At 44.2% G+C, this 2,479-nt stretch carries 1 protein-coding gene; it reads right to left on the reverse strand.

Annotated elements, in window-relative coordinates; all coding sequences use genetic code 11:
• Window positions 1-163: 163 nt before the first annotated feature.
• On the reverse strand, window positions 164-2,479 hold a 2,316-nt coding region (locus JCM19034_RS20440; RefSeq protein WP_156324091.1), incomplete at its 5' end, for an isopeptide-forming domain-containing fimbrial protein.

Consider the following 2,479-nt stretch of genomic DNA (forward strand, 5'->3'; position numbering starts at 1 on the left):
GACCCGGAATAAACTTTATAGTTCTAATTAACTAATTTTAATAACCTTCTTAAAAATACCTATATTACTAATAGGAGTGACAGGACAAAATGAAGTCTATTACTCATTTTTAGAAACGGACAAAAAGACCTTCCCCTAGATTTAGGGAAAGGTCTTCCTCATCTTAGTCTATACTTACCTTTTTCCTTCTCCAATACCATATGCCAGTGCCCACTAACAAGAATATCAAACCGGCTAGGAAGTAATTGAAGTTGTTCGTTGCTGTATTTGGTAATGTCTCTTCTGGTTGCGTTGATTCATCACCTTTTACTTCCGGCTTAACTGGTTGTAGTTTTTCTTCAGGCTTTGGTTCTGGTTTTGGTTCCGGTTTTGGTTCCGGTTTTGGTTCTGGTTGCTTCTCCTCCGGTTCCTTTGGTGGAGGTGACTGTTCTTTTTCCACCGTGATCGACTCAGTTGGAGTTCCTGGTGTCTCCACATTACCAGCCTCAACGGTTGCCACGTTCTCAATCGTGTTTCCTGATTGATCCATTTCAATCGTCGCTTGGAACGTCACCGTATGCCAGTCGGTATCTGACACATCTCCAAAGCTTGCGGTAATGACGCCATCCTCGTAGTCTCCTGTTCCTCCGTTGCTTACTTCTAGACTTCCTTCGACATAGCTTAGTCCGTCTGGAAGGACATCCGAAAGGACGAGATTTTCGACGATACTTTCACGAACCGTATTGCGTGCTCGAATCGTGTAAACAACCGTATCACCTGCATGGAAGTCCTCTTTCCCTTCCTCTAGGTTCGCAGCTGTCTTTTCCGATTCTATTTGTGGTTCACGTGGATAGATGAGAACCACTTCGCTTGGTTGATCAGGATCACTAATATTGTCTGCTTCGATTGTTGCGATGTTTTCAATATCTTGGCTTGCTTGACCTTCACCAACGGTCACTTGGAATGTGACCGTATGCCAGTCGGCATCTCTGACATTACCGAACTGTCCAACGATTTCGCCATTGACATAATGTCCAGCATCGTCATCTTCTTCATCTGTGACGGCTTCTCCATCAATCGTTAATGTGCCTGGCACATACTCAAGGCCTTCTGGTAGTTCATCACGGATGATCAAGTTTTTCACTAAGCTATCTTCTATTGTGTTACGAGCTTGGATCGTATACAGTAATGTGTCGCCTACTTCTGCATTCTCTACATCTGTATTCCCTTCGGCTTTTTCCACTAGTTCCGCTTCTTTCTCTGATTCTAGCTTCGGTGCCTTCGGATCGACCGTTATTTCATGTTTTGGTTTATCTGGTTCATCTACATTATCACCATCGACCGTCGCCACGTTCTCAATCGTCGTTTCAGCTTGACCTGCCTCAATTACAGCTTGGAACGTCACCGTACGCCATTCCGTATCACTTACATTTCCAAAGTTAGCGGTAATGATGCCATCTTCGTACTCTGCTGTTCCACCATCACTTACTTCTAAACTCCCTTCAACAAAACTTAATCCTTCTGGTAGCTTATCAGTAATCGTGAAATTTTCGACAATACTCTCACGGACCATATTTCGTGCCGAGATCGTATAGACGATCGTGTCTCCTCCATGGTACAATTCGTTGCCCTCTTCAAGGCTCTCAGCAACTTTCTCTGACTCTAGGTTTGCTTCTCGTGGATAAACTAACACTTCTTCACTTGGTCTGGCTGGCTCATCGACATTGTCTCCATCGACTGTGGCGATATTTTCAATATCTTGACTTGCCTGACCTTCTCCAACTGACACCAGGAATGTAACTGTATGCCAGTTCGTATCGCTGACATCTCCAAACTGTGCGACGATTTCACCATCGGCATAATGTCCAGCATCGTCGCCTTCTTCATCTGTAACGGCTTCTCCATCGACCGTAAGTGTACCTTCGACATATTCTAATCCTGCTGGGATTTCATCACGGATCGTTAGATTAGTCACCAAACTATCCTCTATCGTATTTCGTGTTTGAATCGTATACGTTAGAATATCGCCTACTTCTGGATGGTCTTCATCGTTGTTGCCTTCTGCTTTTTCATAGATCTCTGATGTTTTTTCTGATTCTAGTTTCGGGTCCTTCGGATCTACAATGATTTCATTTTTTGGTCTATCTGGATCATCAATATTATCTCCATCGACCGCTGCCGTATTTTCAATTTTCTCTCCTGATTGTCCGGCATCGATCGTTGCTTGGAACGTGACCGTACGCCACTCTGTGTCGGTTACCTCACCGAAGTTTGCGGTAATCGTTCCAGCTTCAATATTTGCTGTTGCGTCTTCATCACTTACTTCAAGGCTTCCCTCTACGTACGTGAGTCCTTCTGGCAATACGTCCGAAATCACAAAGTTTTCGATCACACTCTCTCGTACCGTATTACGAGCTTGGATCGTATAGACGATCGTATCCCCTACGTGGAATTCTGCTTTCTCTTCCTCTAGGTTCACAGATGTTTTATCGGATTCCAG

Origin of the sequence: Bacillus sp. JCM 19034, from assembly GCF_001310635.1 — a bacterium.
Classification (GTDB): domain Bacteria; phylum Bacillota; class Bacilli; order Bacillales; family Bacillaceae_D; genus Halalkalibacter.